The organism is Ramlibacter humi (assembly GCF_004681975.1).
Taxonomy (GTDB): domain Bacteria; phylum Pseudomonadota; class Gammaproteobacteria; order Burkholderiales; family Burkholderiaceae_C; genus Ramlibacter; species Ramlibacter humi.
The window spans coordinates 247761-269045 of the sequence record NZ_SMLK01000004.1; the positions used below are offsets into that span (position 1 = coordinate 247761).

At 68.0% G+C, this 21285-nt stretch carries 22 protein-coding genes; 10 read left to right on the plus strand and 12 right to left on the minus strand.

All coding sequences use genetic code 11. The features are described 5' to 3' along the window. Positions 1 to 3 precede the first annotated feature (3 nt). The 9 genes from EZ216_RS14255 to EZ216_RS14295 form a co-directional block, all read right to left on the minus strand. Positions 4 to 765, minus strand: a complete 762-nt coding sequence (locus EZ216_RS14255) for a hypothetical protein (protein WP_135250445.1) — start codon at positions 763 to 765, stop codon at positions 4 to 6. A 63-nt stretch (positions 766 to 828) separates the two neighbouring features. Beyond that, entirely contained in the window at positions 829 to 2484 is a 1656-nt protein-coding gene (locus tag EZ216_RS14260) for a hypothetical protein (protein WP_135250446.1), read from the minus strand. A gap of 152 nt (positions 2485 to 2636) precedes the next feature. Continuing rightward, entirely contained in the window at positions 2637 to 3971 is a 1335-nt protein-coding gene (locus EZ216_RS14265; RefSeq protein WP_135250447.1) for a lactonase family protein, read from the minus strand. Positions 3972 to 4150: 179 nt separating this feature from the next. Further along, entirely contained in the window at positions 4151 to 4624 is a 474-nt protein-coding gene (locus tag EZ216_RS14270) for a type IV pilin protein (RefSeq protein ID WP_135250448.1), read from the minus strand. Between the two features lie 4 nt (positions 4625 to 4628). Then, positions 4629 to 8078: a pilus assembly protein gene (locus EZ216_RS14275; protein ID WP_167772921.1), complete on the minus strand. Its 3450-nt coding sequence runs from the start codon at positions 8076 to 8078 to the stop codon at positions 4629 to 4631. Next, on the minus strand, positions 8071 to 8679 hold the full coding sequence (locus tag EZ216_RS14280; protein ID WP_167772922.1) for a pilus assembly PilX family protein: 609 nt from the start codon (positions 8677 to 8679) through the stop codon (positions 8071 to 8073). Before EZ216_RS14280 ends, EZ216_RS14275 begins: the two co-directional genes overlap by 8 nt. Before the next feature lie 11 nt (positions 8680 to 8690). Then, positions 8691 to 9680 carry a PilW family protein gene (locus EZ216_RS14285; RefSeq protein WP_135250451.1) on the minus strand — a complete coding sequence of 330 codons (990 nt, stop codon included), beginning with the start codon at positions 9678 to 9680 and terminating at the stop codon, positions 8691 to 8693. Continuing rightward, positions 9653 to 10195 carry a type IV pilus modification protein PilV gene (gene pilV / locus EZ216_RS14290; protein ID WP_135250452.1) on the minus strand — a complete coding sequence of 181 codons (543 nt, stop codon included), beginning with the start codon at positions 10193 to 10195 and terminating at the stop codon, positions 9653 to 9655. The genes EZ216_RS14285 and pilV overlap by 28 nt, the downstream gene beginning before the upstream one ends. Beyond that, the gene (locus tag EZ216_RS14295; protein ID WP_167772924.1) at positions 10195 to 10803 is read right to left on the minus strand and encodes a GspH/FimT family pseudopilin; all 609 of its coding nucleotides are present in this window, start codon (positions 10801 to 10803) and stop codon (positions 10195 to 10197) included. The genes pilV and EZ216_RS14295 overlap by 1 nt, the downstream gene beginning before the upstream one ends. Before the next feature lie 276 nt (positions 10804 to 11079). Here EZ216_RS14295 and EZ216_RS14300 point away from each other — a divergent pair, with 276 nt between their 5' ends. The 7 genes from EZ216_RS14300 (at position 11080) to EZ216_RS14330 (ending at position 17126) form a co-directional block, all read left to right on the plus strand. Next, entirely contained in the window at positions 11080 to 11418 is a 339-nt protein-coding gene (locus EZ216_RS14300) for a DUF805 domain-containing protein (protein WP_135250454.1), read from the plus strand. Between the two features lie 35 nt (positions 11419 to 11453). After that, entirely contained in the window at positions 11454 to 11657 is a 204-nt protein-coding gene (locus EZ216_RS14305) for a hypothetical protein (protein ID WP_135250455.1), read from the plus strand. 293 nt (positions 11658 to 11950) lie between these two features. Further along, positions 11951 to 12457, plus strand: coding sequence for a Csu type fimbrial protein (locus EZ216_RS14310; protein WP_135250456.1), 507 nt, complete (start codon positions 11951 to 11953; stop codon positions 12455 to 12457). Positions 12458 to 12467: 10 nt separating this feature from the next. Next, positions 12468 to 13229, plus strand: a complete 762-nt coding sequence (locus EZ216_RS14315; protein WP_135250457.1) for a fimbrial biogenesis chaperone — start codon at positions 12468 to 12470, stop codon at positions 13227 to 13229. Beyond that, the gene (locus EZ216_RS14320; RefSeq protein ID WP_135250458.1) at positions 13204 to 15564 is read left to right on the plus strand and encodes a fimbria/pilus outer membrane usher protein; all 2361 of its coding nucleotides are present in this window, start codon (positions 13204 to 13206) and stop codon (positions 15562 to 15564) included. Before EZ216_RS14315 ends, EZ216_RS14320 begins: the two co-directional genes overlap by 26 nt. Beyond that, positions 15561 to 16523: a Csu type fimbrial protein gene (locus EZ216_RS14325; RefSeq protein ID WP_135250459.1), complete on the plus strand. Its 963-nt coding sequence runs from the start codon at positions 15561 to 15563 to the stop codon at positions 16521 to 16523. The genes EZ216_RS14320 and EZ216_RS14325 overlap by 4 nt, the downstream gene beginning before the upstream one ends. 51 nt (positions 16524 to 16574) lie before the next feature. Next, positions 16575 to 17126 (plus strand): DUF6869 domain-containing protein, encoded by a 552-nt coding sequence (locus EZ216_RS14330; protein WP_135250460.1) that lies wholly within the window; start codon positions 16575 to 16577, stop codon positions 17124 to 17126. A 31-nt stretch (positions 17127 to 17157) separates the two neighbouring features. Here the strand turns inward: EZ216_RS14330 and EZ216_RS14335 are convergent, their stop codons facing one another. Further along, a complete protein-coding gene (locus tag EZ216_RS14335) occupies positions 17158 to 17652 on the minus strand; it encodes a hypothetical protein (protein WP_135250461.1) in 495 nt (164 codons plus the stop codon). A gap of 579 nt (positions 17653 to 18231) precedes the next feature. Here EZ216_RS14335 and EZ216_RS14340 point away from each other — a divergent pair. Then, positions 18232 to 18801, plus strand: coding sequence for a hypothetical protein (locus EZ216_RS14340; protein ID WP_135250462.1), 570 nt, complete (start codon positions 18232 to 18234; stop codon positions 18799 to 18801). A 61-nt stretch (positions 18802 to 18862) separates the two neighbouring features. Then, positions 18863 to 19324: a hypothetical protein gene (locus EZ216_RS14345; RefSeq protein WP_135250463.1), complete on the plus strand. Its 462-nt coding sequence runs from the start codon at positions 18863 to 18865 to the stop codon at positions 19322 to 19324. A gap of 36 nt (positions 19325 to 19360) precedes the next feature. Here the strand turns inward: EZ216_RS14345 and EZ216_RS14350 are convergent, their stop codons facing one another. After that, positions 19361 to 19975, minus strand: a complete 615-nt coding sequence (locus tag EZ216_RS14350; protein WP_135250464.1) for a response regulator transcription factor — start codon at positions 19973 to 19975, stop codon at positions 19361 to 19363. A gap of 277 nt (positions 19976 to 20252) precedes the next feature. Here EZ216_RS14350 and EZ216_RS14355 point away from each other — a divergent pair, with 277 nt between their 5' ends. Continuing rightward, on the plus strand, positions 20253 to 20768 hold the full coding sequence (locus EZ216_RS14355; RefSeq protein WP_167772925.1) for a hypothetical protein: 516 nt from the start codon (positions 20253 to 20255) through the stop codon (positions 20766 to 20768). Between the two features lie 16 nt (positions 20769 to 20784). On the opposite strand, the gene EZ216_RS14360 is transcribed toward EZ216_RS14355, so the two are convergent. Continuing rightward, positions 20785 to 21231: a hypothetical protein gene (locus EZ216_RS14360; RefSeq protein WP_135250466.1), complete on the minus strand. Its 447-nt coding sequence runs from the start codon at positions 21229 to 21231 to the stop codon at positions 20785 to 20787. Positions 21232 to 21285 lie beyond the last annotated feature (54 nt).

A 21285-nucleotide genomic window follows, 5' to 3' on the forward strand; every position in this document is an offset into this window, starting at 1 on the left:
TCGTCACGTCGCCGTGGCGATCCCGGCTTCCCTGTAGGTCGAGTGGCGATGGATGGCGGAGGCGACGGTGCGGCGCCGCGGGGTGGTGGGCCGCGTCCGCGCGCGTGGGGCGCCGGGACGCGCTTCCCCCTGAGCGGGCAACCCCGCCGCCCTGAGGCAGCCCAGCAGGTCGACCGTTGCCCGGTTTCCGAACAGCGCGCACATTTGCGCGCGAGACAAGGCACGCACCTGGCTGACAGTGGTCAGTCCCTGCGCGACGCAGCAGCGCAGCGTGCGCCTCTCCAGCGGCAGGCGGGCGATAGGTGACGCATCGCCCATCGCCTCGGGTTCCGCGGGCTGCTGGTGCCAATGCCGCTCCCAGGCGGCGATCCTCGCATCGGCCGATGGCTGAAAGGCGAGATCGCTTGCCTGCAGGGCTTCGCGCACGCGGCAGCCCCCCATCGCGCCGATTCCCCGGATCGCGAGAAGCTGTTCCATGCTGAGCGCGGCCAGGTCTTTCAGCGTTCTAAGCCCGGCGCGATGAAGGACTGAGACGAGGTGCCGCGGCAGTCCGGCGCGCCTGAGCTCATCTTCGATCTTCTCTGCGTGCTTGGAGCGAGTCGGATTCATGGCCGTGCATGCGATCAATGCGGATGCATCGATGGTTGCCGGACGCAGGCGCGCGCAATAGTCAAACTTCGCGCAAAGCGCCTGCCGAAAGCGCTCGGCAGCCGCCAGGCTCCGTACAGTTACGGCGAACGTGTTGCCCTCGGCCGCCAGGGCCACGCCGACGCATCCAGTCGTTTGGCGGCCGCTCGAGGAAGACGCGGACACTCGCGGTCGCGCCCGTCAGGGAACGCTGAACACCAGCACCCGGTGGTTGCCGTTGTCGACCACGAACAGCTTGTCCCCGTGCATGCCAAGCCCGTTGGGGCTAGAGAAGACCGCGCCGTTGGGCGTGTCGGGGTTTCCGTCGCCGTCCGAGTCGTTTTCCGCTTTCCCGGCGAAGCCTGCATGCCCGAGGACCGCATCGGCGGGCTGGAAGTTCGCTGTCGGGAAGGCGTTCCAGATGAGCACCCGGTGGTTTCCCGTGTCGGCGATGGCCAACTGGACGCCGTTGAAGGCGATGCCGCCATTCGGGAAGTTCAGCGTGCGGGCGGATGCCGATGCATCCTCCGCACCATCCTGGTTGTCGTCGTTCGCCTTTCTAGCGCTGAACGTCTTCTGGCCGATCACCAGGTCCGCGGGCTGGAAACTTGACGTCGGGAACGTGTTCCACACCAGTGCCCGCTGGTTCAGCATATCCAGCACGACGACCCTTTGCCCGTCCGACCACACGCCGGAGGGGAAGTTCAGTGTCCTCGCGGTGGGAGCGACATGGTTGCCACCATCTTGCAAATCGTCGTTGGCACCGCAGTGCGAGCTGTCCTTTTGCCCCAAGACCAGATCGGGCGCGGCGCCGTTGGTGATGGGCACCTGGTTCCAGATCAGGACCCGGTTGTGCGCCGCATCAGCGACAAGCAACTTTCCATCTTCGGTTAACGCCGAACCTGATGGCGAATCGAAATTGGTCGCCCCACAGGCCGTTGAACTCGTCGTGAAGTCCGACTGTCCGACGACGACGTCAGGGAGGACACTCAGATCGAGTGGAAGGGTCGGGTAGATCAGGACGCGATTGTTCGCCGTATCCGTGATCGCGGCCCTGCCGCCGCCGGCCGAAAGCCCTCGCGGGAAATGGTAGCGCACACGGGTAGTGCCACTGACATTGCTGTTGCCGTCTGGCTGGCCAAGAAACCCAAGAGCCGCCTCATTGGTCGCGCTGGGCGTCGAGCCGTACAGCATGATGCGATTGTTGTTGCTGTCTGCGACGAACACGGTCCCGGTCGAGCTGAAGATCACATTCCCTGCCGGCGCGGAAAGCGTGCGCACCGTGGGATTGGCGAGGCCCTGCTGCGAGTCGTTCGACGAGAAATCCTGCTGACCGAAGACGGTTCCCGCAGCGGGAAATGCACCGAAGGCCAACTTGGCCTGATAGCTGGTCTGCACCTTCGCCATCGCATTGCCCGCTAGGTCGCTGGCCGCGACGCTCAGCCCGAGCGCCACGCCGAACGGCCACGAGCCGCCCGAGGGAGTGAGCGTCAGCGTGTCATTGGCCGACTGCGTGGCGGACCAGGTTGGCACGGCATTGGCCGCCAGGTCCCCGCCGAGCTGCAATGTGCCGATGGCCATGGACTCGCTGAAACGGATGACGACGGACTGCGACTTGTCCAGCGCTCCTGCGGCGATATTCAGCGATGCCGTAGGCGCCGTGGTATCCGTCGGGTTGCCCGACGGGTTGCCCGACGGGTTGCCTGTCGGGTTGCCCGACGGCTCACCGCCGGAATCGCCCAGGCCGCCCGCGCCGGTCACGGGCCCATCGCCACCACCACACGCCGCGACCGCCGACGCCACCGCGATGGCCAGGACGGTCCTGAAGACACGATTGCTCAAATTGTTCACTGCCATGATTTCCCACGAATGCGTTGTGCCGTCATGGTGCGATCGGCCGGCGCATGCGTACAGGCAGACTTCACGCAGTATTCGCACCGGGAATTCGCACCACCCCATGGCCACACATGGCAGGCCAGCGAAAGACTTCAACTCGCCGACGGCAGCGCCTACCGAAGGACACCTTTGACGTCGCTGATCCCGGCCCCAAAGGCGGTATCGCCGATCAGGGACGGCACTCCGGAGGCTGGATCCACCAGGAAGACCGATGCTGTCTGGTCGCCGTTGGACGACAGGATGAGGTCGCCCAGGCCAACGAGAGCCGAAAGACCCGGTCCGCATGGCACTTCGCCCGCCAGCTCCATCTGACCGGTCTGTCGGTCGACGTGGTAGGAAGCGATTTTTCCGAGCAACCCATACACGAAGAGGAAGTCACCGCTCGGGTGCGCGGCAACGAGTGCGCCGGGTTTCGCAATGGTGGCGGCGATGGACACCAAACCCGTCTGCGGGTCCATGACCCAGGCATCGGTGGACGTGTCCTGACCGACATAGAGGTACTTGCCCAACGGGTCGACCGCAAGGGCGAAAGCTAGATTCGCAGTGTCGAATCTCCGCAAGGGGGTCAGCCCCCCCGTGTCCGGGTGCACGCTGAACACCTGGACGCCACTGGCCCCGACGTTGATGGCGTAGGCGAACTTGCCATCAGGCCGGAGCGCCAGCTTCACGTTGCCCAGCCCTGTCAACGCCGCTCCCGCGGTGGTGAGCGCCCCTGTTGCCGGATCCAGCTGGAAGCGCGTGATGGTGCCGTTGACGGGGTCGGGCACGTAGACAAATCTGCCATTCGGATGGAACACCAGATTGGAAACGTTCGAACTCACCTTCGCGGGCGTTGCGGGCGTTGCGGTCAATGTTCCGCTCGCGGCGTCGACGCGGAAGGCTGCGAAATCGACCAACGAGTTGTTGCCGGCTCCCTTGGCCACCACCAGCGATTGGTCCGGCGAAACGGCCACCGAGTCGGGTCCGTCGAAAGGGAGGCTCTGGATCTTCGATACGGCTCCCGCCTCCACCTTCAGGACCTCAATGCCCGCCCCGAAGTTGCCGACGTAGACGAAAGCCGACGATCCATAACTGCAGCGCACCTGGACGACCGTGTCCGCCATCACGGCCTGGCCGGGAAGCTCGACACCACACCTCTGCGCGGGCATGGATGGCTGGGTCTTGACGGTGAGCGAGAGGGGTTGCCCCGCCTTCAACTTGCGGGCGAAGGCGATTCGCCCGTTGGTGCCCACCGCAACATCTTCGGCACCGTCCAGCGCCAGCACCAGACCCGAGCCGCGAAGCCCGGCCACTTCGGCGCTCACCGTGAAGTCCGCATCCGCTGCCGGCGACGGCTGGCCGCTCTCGCCGCCGCTGCCGCTCTCCCCGCCGCCGCATCCGGCAAAGGCAAGTATCGCCAGCGAGGCAAGAAAGGCGCGAAACGGTCGCAGCAGGATTGGCGCACTCAAGGCAGGCTCCGTGGGTGAATGGACTGCGCCGATTCCACCCGTCAGCCGAGGCGAACATCTGCATTCTTCGCTCAGCCCGCGCTTCGAATTCACTCACTGACCGACACCTTCACGACGCGAGTCGAGAACATCTCGCCAAAAAGCTGCGCTTTCGCCGGCCGCCCCGTTCGACCCAGCCATCACTTCCAGCACCGCTCCACGGTGGCTGCGTTGCCCTGCACACCGCCAATCACCACGCCCCGCCGGCCGTCGGAGGCCAAGGTGAGCGTGCCGCATTTGTCCGAGGCCATCGGGCCGCCTGCCGCCGGCTCCATGCGCAGCTCGTAGCCCATGACCGTCAGGCCCGCGGCCGGGATGTCCAGCGTGTAGATCGCCTGGCCGTCCTGGGGCGACTGCTTCAGCGGCGCCGGCATCGCCGACAGCACGGGCCCGCCCGAGCGGTCCATCGCGAAGCTGTCGTTGGCGGCGTAGAACCGCTGCATGAACTGGGCGGCCTGGAGCAGCTGGGCGCGGGCGTCGGCGCGCCGGGTGCGAGCGACGTGCTCGAGGTACGAGGGAAAGGCGATGGCGGTCAGGACGGCGATGATGATCATCGGGATCATCACCTCCAGCAGCGTGAAGCCGCCGGTGCGAAGGGCAGAAGCTTTCTTCATGGCCTCACCTCGGGAAGATCTGCCGCCACTGGCGCGACTTCAGGCCGCTGGCGTTGGCGGTCGGACAGGCCTTGGCCCCGGCCTGGCCGCAACTGAGCTCGATGCGGATGCACTGCGAATCGGCGGACTCGATGCACAAACGGTCCATCGACTTGGTGGTTCCGATGTCGATCGAGGTCGGCCGCCCGTCGACGGCATCGACGTAGCCGGCCACGACGGCGTCCATCACCGAGACGGAGCCGTCCAGCGAGGTGTCGAACGCGGGCTTTTCGGGACCGGACCCGGTGAAGGCGTTGATGAGATAGACCCAGCCCGAGCCCGAGCCCGACGGGGTGCACACGTCGGGTGGCGTCGCGCTCACCGGGGAGAGGGTACTCAGGAGCACGAATCCGTCCGAGACGCGCTGCAGCGGGTAGATGACGCGCTGGCCGTCCCCGCTATCCAGGTCCATGTACCAGCCGCGCTGGTTCGCAGCGTAGTTCACCGTGTTGCGGGTGATCTGGAAATAGGTCGTCGGCGGCGTGCCGATCTGCACCGGCGTGATCACCTGCTGCACCAGCGAGGACAACGGCGCCGGGCTCCCGCCCGAGGTGCCGAAGCCCGCCGTGTCCCAGACGCCGTAGGCCCGCTGCCGCTTGAAAGGCCCCTGGATGTCGGCGCTCTCGAGCATCTTGCCCGTGCCGAAGATGACCATGGAGCCGCCCTTCTCGTGGGGCACGACGGCCGGGGCCGCGGTGATGGGTTGCGTCGCTCCGGCCGCGAACAGCGGCTGGCCGCCCAAGGCGACTTGCCAGGTGCCCGAAGCGCCGGTGAGGTCGAACTTCCAGAGATTGCCCTGGAGGTCGCCGCCATAAGCGCCGACGAGGCGACGCTCGGCGTCGTATACGGCCCGCAGGCCGACGAGCCCGTTGCCGCCACCCGCCGGCACCACGATCTCGCGGATCAGGCTGCCCGTGGCCAGGTTCACGACGTAGAGCGAGGCGGCGCCGGAACTGCTGTTGACGCCGTTGCCGAAGAGGGCGACCCAGTCGTTCGAGCGGGTGATGCCCGCCTGCACGTCGTTGACGACGTTGCCCAGGTTGGCGAAACCCGTGGTGGTCGAGCTGACCTCCCAAAGCATCTTGGACGCGCCCAAGGCCGTCGGGTTGGTGACGTCGAGCGCGAAGACGGCCTTCGCCCCCGCCCCAGTGGTGCCGAGCAGCAGGTTCTTCCACGTGCCGCCGAGGTAGGCGTCCGTGTCCGTCAAGGGACCGTCCACGAAGTAGTGGTGCGGATAGGGGTCCAGCGTCAGCTTGGACAGGTCGGGATAGACGGCCCGCGGCACGTAAGCGAAGACCTCCGCGCCATCGCTGTCCCGAAAACCGTGCAGCATGCCGTCGTTGGCGCCCACGAACACGACCCCCTCGGGCCGGGCCGCCTTGGCCGCGACGAAGTTGCGGTAGTCGCCGAAGTTGCCTACCAGCTTCTCGTAAGCGAAGTCAGTACCTTCCTTGATGAAGACCGGGTTGGAGTTGACGATGTCGCCCAGCCGGTAGGCGCGGTTGCGGAAGTACCCGCCGTTGCGGAACTCCTGCGACGCGTCGCCCCGCACGTAGTTCACCAGGTCCGCGTTCAGGCCCGAGCCGGCGGCGTCGAAGTTGACGCCGCCCATGCTGCTCCAGGTGACGACGTTGCGCGCGGCATGGTCCGGGATGGTGGTAACCGGGCTGCCATCGGGCGCCGGACCCTTCTCGACCTGCCAGTAGATGGTCGGCGGATTGCGCTCGTTGCCGGTCGCCGCATCCAGGGCGATCGCGCTGAGCATGCCGGCCCATTCGCCGGGGACATACTGAGGCTTGTACTTGCGGGTGCCCGCGCGCAGGTAGGCCGAGGACACGGCGACACCCGACAGCGTGTGCGGGCTGCCGACGACGTCGTTGATGATGCGGCGGAAAGCGCCCGTGACTTCGCGACTGTTCTTGACCGTCAGCATTTCGCCGCGCCCGTTGAGGGTGGCGTGCCACATGTCGTCGATGGTGGATGGCTTGTCCGGTACCGGAACAGGCCACGGGCGGATGCCGCTCGACAACTCCGCCAGCATGGCCGGCGTCTGCGGAAGGCTGCCCGGCAGGCCCAGCGCCACAGCGTAGAAGGTCAGGTTCTGCCAGGTCGACGGGTTGGCGGGGCGAGAGAGGGGAGACACGCGATTGGGCAGGTCAGGCCGCAGATCGCGCCCCCAGAGCGACATGGCCACGTCCGCCAGCGTGTCCTCCTGGAGGTCGGCATAAGGTGCCATCGGCGTGTACACGTACGGCGGCGATGGATTGCGGGAGATCGTGAAGCCGGTACCGTCCACGTTGCCGACCTTCGGGCGGGCGTCGGCGCCGGTGGTCTTGTCGTTCCAGTAGCCGTCCGTGAACAGCATGGCGTAGGACCGCCGGCACGACGCGTGGGCCGACTCCGGTTCGGCGCTGCCCGGACCCGTGGCCACCGTCGGCTTGAAACTGGTCGAAGCGGGGTTCGGAACCGTTGCCCACGGCCCGTCGCTGTCCTTGCGCTCGAAATACTGGCCGACCCGGCCCATGACGGTCCGGGTGGGCGTATCTCCCCCAATTCGAACGGTGCTGATCCATTGATCGATCCGCGCTCTCTGGCTGGCATCCAGTTTCGAAACGCCCACGCCCAGATGCATGTTGGGGCCGAACCAGTTGCTCATCTCGCCGTAGGACGCCACCCCCACTCGCACCACATCGTCGGGAACCTCCGACAAAACCTTCGCGATGGCTGTATTGACCATGGCAATCCGGGACGAGTACCAGAAGTTGTAGTTGTTGTAGTTGTCCTTCTCCTCCTGCAGCGTGCACGCATCCGGGCGCTGGACGCAATCGGTCCGTTCGCGGAACTTGGGAAACAACGTTCCCGGCGGGAGAGTTGCCGTGTTCACCACCGCAGGATAGGAAGCCGTGCTGCCTGGCACGACTTCGGACGCCGGCGGCGGGTAGGCCGACACGTAGTAGGCGGGCGTGTCCGCCCACTCAATATCGCCGGTCTCGTAAGGGCCACTCCCGATGCGGCTGAAGTAGACCTGCCAAGTGGACCAAACGGTCCCAGTGTTAGGCAGGGGCTGGCCCGCCAGCGTGGTACGAGGTTCGTAGCGGACACGAGGGTCATAGGCCATCTTGTTGATCTGGGGCGACCTGCATGGATAGATCCCGCATCCAGGCCCCGACCCGGTGCTTGAAGGATATGGCCCCTCTGGACCCGCCGGCGTCGGATTCCCGTACTCGTAAGACAGCGTCGACAACATCGACCCGGACGTGTCGATGACCAGCATCAGGTTAGGCGGCACCGACCGCGGCCGGTTCAGCAAGGGCTCCTGCGCCACGTCCGCCTGGCAGGCGAACGCCACGCAGGCGGGCAGCAGGAACGCGACGACTTTCTGGATGGTCCGCATGGGCACCTCGGCTTTATTCAAGGATGACGTTCGACTGCAGCCACACTTCCGTGCCCTGCGGCCGCCGGGCGTTGGGGCCGGGCTGGACGGCCGCCACCTCGGGACCGAAGCCCCGCACGGTGATGAGGAACGACGATTTGTCCGACAGCGTGGTGTCGCCCTGCTTCACGGTGGGCACGGGCGCCACCATGCATTCGGGCGCGCGCTTGAAGGTCGCGGGCGGCGTGGCGGCCACGTTCACCAGGTCCAGCGGCAGCGTGTAGACCGGCACCGTCGGCGTCTCGTCGTCCCAGTTGGTCATGACCTGCCACGAGCCGGCCTGGTCCCGCGTCTGGATGTCGGTGAGCTTGAACGTCGTGGTGTAGGTGGAGGCGTCGCCCTTCGCCACGTGGATCACGTCCACCAGCGAGCGCTCGCAATGGCGCAGCGCGATCTCCGCGGCCTGGAACGCCAGTTCGCCGGTCCTGGCGGCGCCCGACACGCCTTCCGAGCTTTGCGTCGTGCGGATCGTGACAGCGCCGGCAAGGAACAGCACGACCAGGAAGATCAGCGCCACCGCCAGCACCGCGCCTTGCTGCGCCCGCCTGCCCGCGCGGCCGGCCTGCCGTCGACGGACGGCCATGGCCACCGCGCTCATGTGCGCCCCCGCACGGCGACGGTCGCCCGGAAGGCGCGCCTCAGCCGCAAGTCCGGCGCGGCCACCAGCGCGCCGGAGCAATCCACGTACTTGGCGGAATCCGCGTCGTGCACGACCTCCGCCGGGCTGCGCAGCAGCAGGCAGATGCGGACCGACGCCACCTTGCTCCAGCGATCGGGCTCGCTCAGGGCCAGCAACTCCGCCTGGGTCGCCATCGCGGCGGCCGGCAGGTAGCCGGCCACGGCGGACGAGCCCGGCGCCGCGGTGGGCGACAGCAGCCCGTAGGCGATCTGGAAGTCCTCCACGTTCTCGGCGACGATGGCCGGCTCGGACGAGGCGCCATTGCCGCGGCACATCAACCGGGGCACGCCGTCGCTGCCGGTGGCGACGTAGAAGCGGCTCTCGCTGAAGTAGAACTGGAAGTTCGCCGGCGCGGGAATGTTGGACACCGGGTCGTAAACGTTGATCGCCGCGATGAGTGCGTCCAGCGGAAACCCCGCGCAGTCCAGCGGCACGGCGCCGCCGTCGATCGCCGCCGTGTTGAACGGATCGGCCTCGTACGTGATCGCCAGCGAGTCGGGTGCGTTGCCCGGCGACGGGCACGTCAGGTCGTCGATCTTCGCGGCCGCCGCCAGGTTGTCGAACACGCCGTCGCAGCCGCGGATGGCGAACTTGGTCACGCCGGGGCCGGCATAGACCGGATTGCGGGCGGCCGCCGCCGCGCGCAGCGGCCGCTCGGGGTTGTTGCCCGCCATGCGGATCTGCGTTCTCAGCAGCGCCAGGACGGCGGTGGCGTCGTCGTGCATGCGGGCCACCGCGTCGGCGACTTGCGCCGCGCGCGAGGACGACAGGTAGGCCGTCATGATGGCCAGCGTGATCACCAGGCCGAGCACCAGCGACACCATGAGCTCGACGAGCGTCAAGCCGCGGCACGCTCTGCGTGAACCGGAAGGCCGGCTCACGGTTGGAAGGGCAGGTACACGCATCGAGGCCTCGGGTTGTTGAAGGCACTGGTCACCGCGTTGGGACAGTTGTCGGACGCCGCCGACTGCAGGGCGAACCGGGTCTGAGGCTCCTGCCAGATCACCCACACGTGCCCGGTGGACGCGGGCCCGCAGGGCGAAGGCGTGCAGCTCAGCAGCATCCCGCCCGCCGGCAGTTCCTTGCGCGCCAGCGAACTGGTCTCCGCGCTGTCCATGTCGGCCAGCGCCAGCGGCGTGCAGGCGGGGTAGGTGCACACCGGCACGGAGATGGCGTTGAAGGTGCCGTCGTACGACATCGGCTTTTCGTAGGCGCCTTCGTAGAAACCGGCCGCGTTGGCGCGCACCTTGTCCACGTGGCTGGCCGCGATGTTCACCGCGGCCGTGCGGTACGACGACAGCTTGGGCATCTGCACCGAGAAGGCGAACATGCCGCTGATGCCGAGGATTCCGAACGACAGCACGAGGATGGACACCAGCACCTCGATCAGCGTGAATCCGCGCGAGCGGCGGCGAGACATCACACTGCGCACGATGCCATCCCGTTGGGCTGGAGCCTGGCGGCACCGGTGGGCAGGACGCACACCGTGCGCCGCAACGAAGGTTGGATCGCGGCGCCTCCGAAGGACATCTGGACGGCCGCAGCGCCCGGCAGCAAGCGGCCCAGCGCGGTGAACCGGTAGACCTTGGACGCGCCGCCGTCGTCGATGAGGTCCAGCCCCGAGGCCGACGGCTGGATCTTCAGGATCGGGTCGGCAGGATCGAGGACGCCATTGCCGTCCAGGTCGACGAAGACCACCCAGCCGGTCGCCCAGCCCGCGGGCGCCGAACTGTTGTCGCAGGTCGGCGATGCCGCCTCCGCGTTGCTGCTGCGGCACAGCACCACCCTGCCGCCCCGTCGCATCGCCTCGCTGCGCGCGTACCTCATGTCGGACAGGAAGGAATTGACGGCGCCGGACACGGCGGCGCCCTGGATCATTCTCTGGAACGACGGCAGGCCCACCGTCGCTACCACCGCGATGATCGCCATGACGGTCATCAGCTCGATGATCGTGAAGCCACGCGTGGCGCGGCTGCGCCGTCGACCCATCAGCGGCCGGTCAAGGATCGCTCGACGAAGGTTTGGCATTGGACGTTCTCCACGCGTGTAGCGCCGCAACGATACGGTTGCGGCTGTAGACATGGTGGAGCTGCGGGCGCGCCTCAATACTCAAAAGCAAGTCAGGCGACGCAGAGTTTTGCTCGCTCGCCCAGAGCGTCGGCCCGTGAAGGAAGTTTGAGCGCAAACGCAAGGTGAGGGCCTGCGCACGCGCCGCACAATCGCGGGTCGCTCCGCTTCAGGCACCAGAGGCCATGCGTGCGGCACTGGCGGCCGCATGCGCCAGTCCCCAAGGAGAACCGACCCGTGGATTTCAAGCAGTCCGTCCTGCATTGCCTGCGCGACAACTATGCGCAGTTCGAAGGCCGCGCCGGGCGGCCGGAGTTCTGGTGGTTCATGCTCGCCTGCTTGCTGGCCTCCACGTTGCCCGCCGCATTGAACCTGACCTGGCTGGGCCTGCTGCTCAATCTGGCGCTGTGCGTGCCCTGCATGGCGGCCGGCTCGCGCCGCCTGCACGACATCGGCAAAAGCGGCTGGCTCCAGCTGCTGTGGCTGATTCCGGTCGCGGGCTGGGCGGTGCTGGTTTTCTGGCTCGCGCAACCGAGCGACGGCGCGAACGACTTCGGCGCCGTGGCGGCCAAATGATTCCGAGCCGCCGACTTGGCGCGCTGGAGGTCCAGATGCTCCTCTTCGGCACCGCCGTCGCTCATGGCGCCCGCCGGTCCGCGGTGCTGGGGGCCGAGGCCGGCCGCAAGCCCGAGGCGTTGGAACCGCCATCCGAAGCGACGGTCCTGGCGGTCGCGGACCGGACCACGCCCCTCCTTCACAGCAAAGACCAGCCCGAACCGACCGGCGCGGTGAACCGAGGTCCGACAGCCACCTGACAGCGGCGGAACTCGTGGACGCCTGTCCCGCGTCACGCTGGCCACCTTCCTGCCGATCCGATCTTCAGCGGCCCGATCCCGGGCTTCCACACCCCGGCGGCGCCAGTCGATTCTTGCGGCCAGGGCGCACGTGCTTCATGCAAAGAAGGCGCAAAGGGGGCGCACGCGTTCGCGCACGGTGCGATGCGCGCGCATATGACTGAGGTCTGAGCAAACTTTCGCGCTCGGCTGCTCTGGAAAGGACAAACGCTCGCAGAAACAATTTGAAGCTTGTCCACACGAGGAGAGACACCATGCGTCGAACCGTTGCCATCGCCTGCCTGGCCCTCCAGGCGACGCTCACCGCCCCGCTGACCCATGCGGCGACGGATACCGCGAACCTGCAGGTCAAGTTGGTCATCACCGAGACCTGCGACATCCATACCGCGGCGACCACCGCGGTGGACTTCGGCACGCAGGCACGGGCCTCCGGGCCGGTCACGGTGACCGCGACCGGTTCCGTGACCGTCAATTGCAGTCCCAACACCAGCTATTCGATCGGGCTCAACGGCGGCAGCAACGCGCCCGCCGTGCCCACGCCCGGACAGCGCAAGATGAAGGGTTCCCTCGGCGCATTCGTGCCATACGACCTGTACCAGGACGCGTCCACGACGGCGTTCTGGGGCAACGCGGCCGGCAGCGTCGTCTCCGGCAGCGGCTCGGGCGGCAACCAGACGTACCAGGTCTACGGGAAGCTCACGAACGTGAACTTCGCTGCCGACACTTACGTCGACACCGTCGTCGCCACGGTCACCTACTGAGTTCCCGGACATGCGTGCCTGCTGGAAGGCCATCGCGCTGTTTTCCGCGCTGGTGGCGGTGTGGCCGGCGAGATCGGCGGACCTGCAGCTGTCGCCGGTCTCGATCCAGTTCACCGGGGCCGAGAAGGCGCAGGCACTGTGGTTGATGAACACGGGCACCCAGCCCCTCCACGCCCAGGTGCGGCTTTTCCGGTGGAGCCAGGCCGATGACGAAGACCGGCTCGAACCGACGCAGGCCCTGGCTGCCAGCCCGCCGATGGTGGAGATCGCGCCCGGACGGACGCAGATGGTGCGCATCGTGCGCCGCGAGGACGCCGCCGCGGGCGACGAGCAAAGCTTCCGCCTCTTGGTCGATGAGATACCGGTGCGCCCTGCGGCTGCCGCGGGCGGCGACGCGCCGCAGGCCGCCTCCGGCAGCGGCCTGCAGCTGGTGCTGCGGTATTCGGTTCCTGTCTTCGTCAACGACGTGGCCGTGCCGCGCGACGCGCCCGCAGTGGGGGTGGCCGGCGCCTGGGCAGGCGGGGACACGCCCACGCTGACCCTCGCGAACCCGGCACGCCGGCGCGTGCGCGTGAGCCATGTGGTTCACGAAGACGCGCAAGGCCGCAGGACGGTGCTGGTGCCCGGGCTGCTGGGCTATGTCCTGTCCGGCCAGCGCAGGCGCTGGGGCATGCCGGCATCGGCCAGGTCGCTGGCGCCCGGCGTGATCAAGGCCCGGCTGCAAGACACGGCGCAGGAGTATTCCCTTGCCACGATCAGCGGCGCGCCGTAGCTGGCTCCTCCTGCTCTGCATCGCTTTGGCTCCCTCACTCTGCGCCTCGGCGCCGCCCGCCGGACCCGGCACACCGGACGGGCAGCGGCTGTACCTGAACGTGGTGCTGAACGAGGTCCCCCATGCCGCGGTATACGAAGTGCTGCGCAGCGGGGACGACCTTTTCATGTCGGCACCGGACCTGCAACACCTGGGCCTGCGAGTCGGGAGCGCGGCCGTGGACCGGCGCGAAAACGTGCGGTTGCGCAGCCTGCCGGGTGCGGCCGTCCACTACGACATCGAGCGGCAGCAGCTGCGCATGACAGTCCCCGCTGAATTGCTCGACAGCCTTCCGCTGCGCCTCACCATCGGGCTGCAGCCGGACGCGCCGCCTCAGCCGTCGCAGCGCGTGGAAGGTGTGCTGCTGAACTACGACCTGTTCGGCCAGTCGAGCGCGACGTCGCGCTCGCTGGGTGGCCAGTTCGAGGTGCGCGCCTTCACCTCCGCGCCGGGCATCTGGACGCAGGGCTTCGCGGCCCGCGCCGCGCAAGGCGACGGTGCGCAGGGCACGACGGCGGTCCGGCTGGATTCCAGCTGGCGGCACGCCATTCCCGAGACCCTCGCGTCCTTTTCGGCAGGCGACACCATCACGTCGGGACTTTCGTGGACAAGGTCCATGCGGATCGGCGGCATCCAGCTCGGGCGGGACCTGGGGCTGCAGCCTTACCGTCCGACCTCGCCGCTGCTCTCCCTCGCGGGCGAGACTGCCCTGCCCTCGACCGTCGAACTGTTCGTGAACGGCGTGCGGCAGATGAACGAACCCGTGCGGCCGGGGCAGTTCCAGATCGACGCGGTGCCCTTCGTGACCGGCGCCGGCCACGCGCAGGTCCTGCTGACCGACATGCAAGGACGGGTTCAGCGCACCGAGCTCGACTTCTATGCGGCCCCAACCCTGCTGCGCGAATCGGTGTGGGACGGCTCGGTCGAGTGGGGCTACCCGCGCAGGAACTACGGCACGCGGTCGGCGGACTACACGTCGCATCCCGTGGGCATCGGCACGGGACGCTACGGCTTCAGCGACACGCTCACGCTCGAAGGCCATGGCGAGACGGGTCGCGATCTCGTCCTCGGCGGCATCGGCGCGCTGTACCGGCTGTCGCCCCGGGTCGGCGTCGCGGGCCTTTCGCTGGCGCGAAGCGACTCCCCTGCGGGCGCGGGATGGCAACGGGCCGCGTCCTACCAGTTCGTCGGGCCCGCCTTGAGCGTCACGGGCAGCCTGGTTCGCCGCAGCAGCGGGTTCCGGGACGCGGCGTCGCAGGGCGACGGGCCACCCCCGCGCGCGCTCGCCTCGCTCACCGTGGGGGCACCGACGCCGATGGGCCATGCGAGCATCGGCTGGGCAAGCCAGTCATCGGCCACCAACGAACGCACGTCCGTCCTCAGCGCGAGCCTCACGCGCAGCCTGGAGGGCGCGGGCACCTTCCAGTTGATCGTCCTGTCGGCGCGCGGCGCGGGCCTGCGCTCCCGGCAAGTGACCGTGACGTGGACCGCTCCCCTCGACGGTCGCAGAAGCCTGTCCTCAACCTTCACCCGCACCGACGGCCGCGACGCGGTGACCCTCCAGACCAACCGGGATGCCGCCGGGCCGGACGACGGCGTGAGCTACCGCTTGCAGGCTTCCGCGGATGGCCACACCCCGAGCGCGCATGCGCAAGTCTCCTCGGCATCGCGCGCCGGCCAGTGGACCGCCGGCGCGATCAGCTCGGGGCGCGCGCGTTCGACGCTGGTCTACGCCGGACTCGACGGCTCGTTGCTCGTGACCGCCGGACGAGTCCGGACGGTCGAGCGTGTCGACGATGCGTTCGCCGTGGTCTCGACCTCCGGCGTGCCGGGCATTCCGGTGCGGCTGGAAAACAGGCCGGTGGGCGTCACCGACGGCACCGGCACGCTGGTGGTTCCACGCCTGAATGCCTACCAGCGCAACCGCCTGAGCATCGACGTGCTGGACCTGCCTGCCGATTACCGGATCGACGAGGTGAGCACCGACGCCATCCCCGAGCGGCGAAGCGGCGTGACCGCGGCGTTCGCGCTGCGCCGTGCGCGGACGGTGGAGCTCACGGTCGTCGACGGTGATGGAAGCTTCCTGACCGCGGGCACCGAGGTCGAGCTGGCGAGCGGCGGCACCGCGGCCCGCGCCATCGTGGGCCAGGATGGATTCGTGTATGCAGACGGACTGGCGGATGGCCCGGCAATGCTCACCGCGCGCAGCGAGTCCTGCCGCGGCGCCTTCACCGTGGCGTCGCCGGCGCTGCCCGGGCCCACTCGCGCCACCGTGACCTGCAAGGCCGCGCCATGACACGCATCCGCCTGTTCTTGGTGCTGGTGGCCGCCCTGCTCTTCACGTCAGGCGCGCACGCGCAGGTCTTCAGCGGTTGCTGGAACCAGGGGACCTCCGCCATCGCTTTCGACACCGCGTCGATGGACACGGGAAGCGAAGCGACCGGCAGCGTGACGCTCGGCTGCCAGCCGCAAGGCACCGCCGGGTTCCTGCGCTACTGCCTGTACTTGCCGCAGGGTTCTCCATTGACGGGGATCGCGCCCCGCAGAATGAACAACGCCGGCTCGGCACTGCTGTACGACCTGTACTCCGACCCCGCGAGGACGAGCGTCATCGGCCCGCCGCCATCCGGCGGCGGGTATCCCGTCTATACGAACGTCGTCGCCGTGGCGGCAAGTTCCACGCAGTTCGCGGTGAACATTCCGGTCTACGGGCGAGTGCTGGCCGGCCAGAACGTTCCGGCGGGAAACTACCACTCGCAACTGCCCGGCGCGTCGCTGGCATGGGCTTTCGCCGCGGGCGCCCCGCCCGCGGACTGCATGCAAGGGCCCGACAAGGGCACGATCTCCTTCTATTTCGATGCCAGCGCCACGATCTCCGCCAGCTGCCGGATCGGCCTGACCACCGACATGAATTTCGGCTCGGTGCCCGACCTCGTCGCGGCCCTGCAGTCCACGGCCACGATCACGGTTCGCTGCCCGACCGGGACGCCCTGGTCGCTCGGTTTGAACAACGGCTTGTTCAGCCAGGCATCGACGCGCCGCATGCGCTCGCCGAAGGGGTTCGTCACGTACGAGCTTTACAGGGACGCGGCCCGGTCGCAGCGATGGGGCGCGAGCGCGCCCAATGCCGTCACGGGCGTCGGCCAAGGCATCAACAGCCCCCAGGCCAGCACGGTGTACGGCCTCGTCCCTGCCCAAGGCAACCCGGTTGCGGGAACGTACACGGACGTCATCGTCGTGACGCTGACCTACTGAACGCCGACGTCCATCCAACGGCGTAGGCAACGAATCGGAAAAGGAATGAACGTGACTCAGCAAGCCAGCGCGCAACGACAGGCTCCGACAGCACCCACGGTGCCTGCGAACAAGACGACACCCAGGGCCATCTACGCCCAACTCAGCGTGCCGGTACACAAGGCCAAGCTGCTGCGCCAGGCCGGCGGGCGCAGGCGGCGCGGCGCCGCGGCAGCGCGGCTGCCGGACTACTACCGGCCGCTGGCCGAGCCTCGCGCGCGCGGCGCGGCGGTGCCTCGGGGACGCGCCTCGCGCACGGGCGATCCGGTGGTGATCTGCCTGGACGAACTCGAGGTGCTGTCGGGTCTGGTGCGAACGGATCCAGGCGTCGCCTGGCCGTGGCTGCAGGCGGAGTTCCATCGCCGCACTTCGACCATCGAGCGGGCCTGCCTCGCAGCGGGTCCGCTGGAGGACCTGCTGATCATCCATGGCCCCCTCTACATCGGCCGGATCGAATCGCTGGTGCGCGAGGAGGTGGAGTTCGCGGGCATGCTCCACGCGATCTGGCGCAGCGGCATCTGCCAGGACGTCTGGACCCGCTTGCAGCGACTTCTGGCGCACTGAGCCGCCGCGGCCATCCTGGTGCGCGCTGGCCTCAGCCGGCCTCGATCAGCTCCGTCGGGCGGTTGACCACGAGCCGGATCTTGCCGCGCGCGATGCGTTCGATCCGCAGGTCCTTGAAGTCGGCCAACCGGCGGATCAGCATCACCAGCCGGGACTCCAGGTTCTCCGCCTTTTCGGGGTGCGTCTGCGAAAGCTCCAGCCGCAGCTCCAGGTTGCTGAACTCTGTCCGGCCCAGCCGGTGATAGTCCTGGATCACTTTCCAGAAGATCACGCCGGCCAGGCCTTTGATCAGGTACTCGCCGTTTACGAAGATCACGTCGTTCCTCGGGAACCGCCGGATCTTGATGGGCTGCCGGGACGACGGCGCCTCGCTCAGCGGCGTGAGGGGTGCGGCCAGCTCGCCATGGGGCACACCGATGGCCAGTTCCATCGCCGCTTCGATGTGCGTGATGAATGCGCTGCGGCTGGTCTCGTCGTCCAGGCCGGTGAGGTCCTGCAGTTCGCTGTCCAGGAAGATCACACCCACGTGCCGGCCCTCACGCAGCAGCGGCACGGCGACCTGCCGCCTCGGGCCCTGAACGAGCAGGCCGCCATCGTGCGGCGGCCTGCCCGCCCCATGTACTTCTGAAATTTCCGTCATCTTGCTGCTCCTGCACACCGTCAGTCATCGCGACGGCGTTCCTGCTCCCTGATCCGCCCGGACCTCGGGTCGTGCCCTGGCCGGATGCGTGGGCAGGACTGTCAAGTGACGGTGCATGGATCCGCAATGACCAAAGTCATTCGCCGTGACGTCATACCGCAACCTTCGCTTTTCATTCGGAATGCTTTCGGTCGGGCAACGGTCCGATGCGCCATCGCGCCGCGGTTTCTGCCTGACCACAGCCGTGGCCAATGCCGATGCGCACGCGAAGCGTTGGCCGGTTGGCAATCGAGCCGGCGGGCGCTTGCGCCTGCGCTGCCCAAACTCTTTCGGGTATCTGCAGAGGTTCTCTGCCATCCGGCCGCGTCCTCATCGATAGACTTTTTTCACAGGCCAGTGCGCTCACCAGCGACACCACGGTGACCGGAAGTGGACGCGCCAGCGCCTGGACTGAGGAGGAAATCCATGGGACTCGTTGCCCGGTTGTTTGGCCGGAGCCCGTCGAAGGGCGCCGGCGCCGCCAAGCCGCCCAGACCTCAAGGCCTCGGCGTCACGGAGACCCGTGGGCAACTGGTGCGCATGGCGCATAGGGACACGATCCGCCGGCACGGCATTCCGGAACAATGGCTCGGCATCGAGGCGCTCAGTTCCAAGGATGCGCGCGGCAGCCTGGGCGTGCACGCACGCCTGGTGGTGCGCAACGCGGAGGCCAGGCTCATGCCGCACCTGCCCCATCTGCTCGACCTCATTCGCCTCACGCTCGCCAGGCTCGACCATTCATCGCCGCAGTGGCTGCTGGCCACGTCGGTGCGGTTCGACCTCCCGGCAGGCCATCGTCACCAGCCGATGCCGCCGGTGAGCTCCTGGGGCGCCGTGCAGAAGCCTCGCCAGAAACCGGAGCCGCGACGCGAGGACAAGTCACCGGACAGCTCGCGCGATTGGCTGGAGCGCATGTTCGACGCTGCGCCCAAGCGACACGATCCCGGCCACGACTTCCGCCCGACGCAGCCCATGTACGGCGGCCAGGACGGTTAGTCGATGCGGCCTTTCTGGATGCCGCCCGCCGCGACGGTGAAAGTGATGGAGGTGACCAACGATGTTCAACTCGGTCTTTTCTCTCCTTGGTAGCCCTGCCAGCTGGCGACGCTCACCCATCGAGCTGTGCGAGGTCCCGGATGCGCCGGGCCCCGAATCCAGCCCGACCCAGCGACTGCTGACGGTCGCGGGTGGCTTGGCGCTGGTGCTGTCCCGATGCCCTCGCGGCCAGGAGAAGCGCAGCTTTCCCGCGACCGTGGAGCTCTACGACACGATCCGCAGGCGGCTGCGCCGCGGCAGCGCGCCGCGCGTCGACGCGGAACTGCTGCTGGAGAGCTTCCATGAGGTCGCAGGCAAGCTGGATCCCGCTTCCCGGGTGGCGTTCCGCGAATGCCTGGAAGCCGAGCGCGAACGCGACCGGCAACGGCGGCCGCAGCCGGCCAAGTCCAAGCCGGGAGCGTCGCGTGACGATACGCGCGCGCCACTGACCTCCTCCGCGATCGAAGTCCTCGAGATCAACTGAGCCCGCCGCGCCGGCATGACGTCTGCCGGCCGGCGCTCAGTGGAACAGTGCGATCAGCCGCGCGCGGGAGGTGACGCCGAAGGCGGCGAGCAGGCCGGAGATGTGGTTCTTCACCGTGCCCGTCGCGATGTTCATCTCCTCGGCGATCTCCCGGTTGTTGTGGCCTTGCAGGACCAGGTCGAGCACCTTGAGTTCGCGGGCATTCAGGCCCAGGTCCCGGCCGGCCCACACGCGAGGCGCCGGGCCCCTGGGCCCGGGCGCGGCCGGATCGGCGGCCGCCCCGACCTTGGCCAGAACCTCCAGCATCCGGCTGCGCAGACTCTGGATGTCGCTGGTCTTGTGGAGGAACGCCATGGCGCCCATGGACGCCGCCTCCGCGGCGATCGCCTCATCGACGCTGCCGGACAAGACGACGAGCCGGGCTTGCGGGTGCTGCCGCATGAACCGGCCGACGCCCGCGAGTCCCCGGGAGTCGGGCAGGTTCAGGTCCAGCACGACCAGGTCGGCGCCGCCTTCCATTTCGGAATAGGCGCGCGATCCCCGCGCCAGCGACGAAGCCTCGACGATGACCGCGCCATGCACCAGGTCCTTCAGCAGGTTGCCGATCGCGTAGCGGACAAGTTCGTGGTCGTCGATCAGCAGGATCTTCATGGTGTGCAGGGAGATGGTACGCGGCACCGACTTCGTCCGGGTGCCGCAATGGTCACTTCATCCCCCCCGAGCGGCGTCTCGGCGCCGTCGACCGTGTTGCCGCCGCCCGCCGGCGCTCGCGCGATGCGCGGTGGGCAAGGGACAACACATGCATCTGATTCTATGAAATCTGAGCATGAACTTTCTTACATGCACAGCGAAGTGTTTCCAGAATCGCACCGTGTCGACAGCCAGTGCCGGCCGTCTCTTCCCGCCGCCATTCGCAGGAGCAGCTTCCATGTTTGACAAGCGATCCGGGCACTCCGCACCTGCACCGCAGGGGGCCTTCGAGGAATCCGCGTTCACGGTGCAGACCACGGCCGACCAGGGGGTCGAGCAGGAGTACCGGGAACTTCTCTGCAACCGCCTTTCCCGGCTCGGCATTCCGAAGGGCACGGTGGAGATCCAGATCCAGGTCGTGGGCGGTTCGCCGGATGGGCGCTCGGTGTACATCGGACTGCTTCGACTGGCCAAGTGGGAGCCGCGGCGCAGCGTCCGCATGCTCCTGGCACTGCCCCTGCTGGAGGCCAAGGCGCGCAAGGCGCTCGAAGGCACGTGGCTGGGCGAGGTCAGCATCTTCGGCGGCCTTTGGCTTCATGCGGCTTCACCGGTCCGCTCTCCGGCGGTGCTGTCGGAAATCCACCAGGTGATCGTCCGCCTGGAAACCGATGCGGGCCGCGACGGTTCCCGGGTGCCCGGCACGCCGATGGAAGTCGACCGCGCGCGCGTGCCTTCCGCTGTCACGGCCCGCTGAACGGGGACGGACCTCTTCAAGTCCGAGCGCGCGGGAAGGTGCGGGCGGCGCGGTCGCAGGCATGAGCAAGGATCGCGTCGAGCGTGTCCAGGTGCCAGCGGTCACCGGGGGTCAGCTGCGTGCGCAGGGTGCACTGTCCACGCTCGACGGCCAGCATCAGCGGCGTGGGCGCGGCGCCGAGTGGAAGCCCCAGCAGCAAGTCGACGAAGCGGTCGTCGATCCAGGCCGGTGCATGCTCCTTCCTCGCCGTGAGGACCGCGAAGCGCCGCCAGAACATGTCGGGCGCGGAGCGCCATTTCACTTCGGGGTAGACGGCGAGCCAACGGATCTCCTCCGGGAGGGACCGCTCCACCGCCGTGCGTTCCGGCTCGGTCAACATGCCGTAGGCCTGTGCCTCGATCCGGTCCTTCAGCTTCCGGTCGAACAGGATCACCGCGGGCGCTGCGTCGACGGCGAGTTGCACGCAGGCGCGAAGCTCCGTGCCCTGGACGAAAGCGCGGGATGGAGCGCCCGCTTC